1 protein-coding gene is annotated in these 272 nt (G+C 57.4%); it reads left to right on the top strand.

Annotated elements, in window-relative coordinates; translation table 11 throughout:
* Positions 1 to 59: 59 nt before the first annotated feature.
* On the top strand, positions 60 to 272 hold a 213-nt coding region (gene tnpA / locus ACFWJO_RS39395), incomplete at its 3' end, for an IS200/IS605 family transposase (RefSeq protein WP_386873066.1).

Raw genomic sequence — 272 nt, 5'->3', positions numbered from 1 at the left:
GCGTCGGATAGACGCGGTACTGGTATCGCAACTGCACACCCACAGAATAACATTGGTCTATGGTTTCTGAGCCTGAATACAGACGTGGCCGCTCCGTTGTTTCTGCCCTGCACGTCCACTTGGTCTTTGTTACCAAGTATCGGCGCGGAGTCCTCACCGACGAGATGCTGACCACCTGCGAACAGGTGATGCGCAGCGTGTGCGACGACTTCGGTTCTCGGCTGGTCGAGTTCAACGGGGAGGGCGACCACGTGCACCTGCTGATCGAATAC

The organism is Streptomyces sp. NPDC127092, from assembly GCF_042722475.1.
Lineage (GTDB): Bacteria > Actinomycetota > Actinomycetes > Streptomycetales > Streptomycetaceae > Streptomyces.
Note: the sequence above shows the minus strand (reverse complement) of the source record. Positions and strands in the feature narration are given on the sequence as shown.